Annotated in this window: 2 protein-coding genes; both read left to right on the top strand. The window is 69.0% G+C overall.

Annotation, left to right across the window (positions count from 1 at the left end; translation table 11 throughout):
* Positions 1–723: site-2 protease family protein (locus tag LQV45_RS31730; RefSeq protein WP_230011402.1), on the top strand; the 723-nt coding region annotated here is incomplete at its 5' end.
* Positions 724–842: 119 nt separating this feature from the next.
* On the top strand, positions 843–1509 hold a 667-nt coding region (locus tag LQV45_RS31725; RefSeq protein ID WP_230011399.1), incomplete at its 3' end, for a MarR family transcriptional regulator.

The raw sequence follows: 1509 nt of genomic DNA, 5'->3' as shown, positions 1-1509 counted from the left end.
GGCAAGGCCGTCGCCAGGTGGGACGAACTCACCGGCTGGATCCGCGCCTCGGCGGGCCGGCAGGTGAGCATCACCGTGGAGCGCGGCGGCGCCACCGTCTCGACAACCGTCACGCCCGTGCTCTCCGCCCGCCCGGTTGTCGGTCCCGACGGCCGCCAGGCCAAGGCCGCTGACGGAAGCCTCCAATACCAGGACGTCGGCTTCCTGGGCATCGGCGCCCAGACGGCACTCGTGCAGCAGCCGGCGTCGGCCGTGCTGCCCATGGCGGGGGAGAACATCAAGCAGGTCGCCGGTGTGGTGGTGAACCTGCCGGAGCGCGTGGCCGGTGTGGCCAAGGCAGCCTTCAGCGAGGAACCCCGGGACCCCAACGGCCCCATCAGCGTGGTGGGCGTGGGCCGCGTGGCCGGCGAGGTCGCCGCGATGGAGGAGGTCCCGCTGCAGTCCCGCTTCGCCGCCCTGGTGGGTCTGCTGGCCGGACTCAACTTCGCCCTGGCCGTCTTCAACCTCATTCCGCTGCTGCCGCTCGACGGCGGCCACATCGCGGGCGCGCTGTACGAGGGGGCCCGGCGCCAGATCGCCAAGCTGTTCGGCCGCCCGGATCCCGGCGCCTTCGATATCGCCAAGCTGCTCCCGGTGACGTATGTGGTGGCGGTGCTGCTGATGGGCATGGGCGCGCTGCTGATCTACGCCGACATCGTCAAGCCGGTCAACCTCTTCGGATAGGCCAGACTGGCATTTCAGCCAAATTCCGCTGACTATCATTCATAAGCCTATTTAGGCTGATTTTAAGTAATCAGTTGAAAACGGTTGATTATTCCCGATCAGCTCCCTAGGCTGGGGTCATGTACGTCATGACAATCGACCAGCGCGGCAGCACGGGCGACATCGACCGGGTCCCCGGCCTCCTGAAGGGGCTCAGCGCACTCTCCACCGCCGGGCGCTTTGAGCGTTCGGTGGGCGACGAGGTCCAGGGCGTCGTGGAACGGGCCGACGAGGTGGTGGAGATCGCCCTTCACGCCCTGCGCAGCGGCCGCTGGTATGTCGGGATCGGTGTGGGGGAGGTGGACCTGCCGCTGCCCGCCAGCCCGCGCGAAGGCTCCGGTCCCGCCTTCGTGGCGGCCCGGTCCGCCGTCGACCGGGCCAAGGGGGCGGCCGCCCATGTTCCCCTCGCCGTAGTTGCCGGCCGCGACCGCCGCCGGGCAAATGCAAATGCAGCAACCACGGCCGCGGACGGCGCCAGCGGATCCCAGGGGGCCAGGGCCTGCGCCAATGCGGAGGCGGTGCTCCGACTGATTGGCCGCCTGGTCCAGGACCGGACCGCGGCGCAATGGAAGGTGGTGGACGTGCTGCGCTCGGTGCGGCAAGACACCCACGGAACCCACGGCAGCCAAAAAATAGCGGCACAGAAACTCGGAATCACGGAGCAGTCGGTGAGCCGTGCAGTCCTGCGCTCGGGCTGGCAGGAAGAATGGGCCGCGAGGCCGGCCGCAGAACTGCTGCTGACCCTCG

Source organism: Microbacterium sp. Bi128 (assembly GCF_918698205.1).
This window is presented reverse-complemented; position numbering and strand designations above follow the sequence as displayed.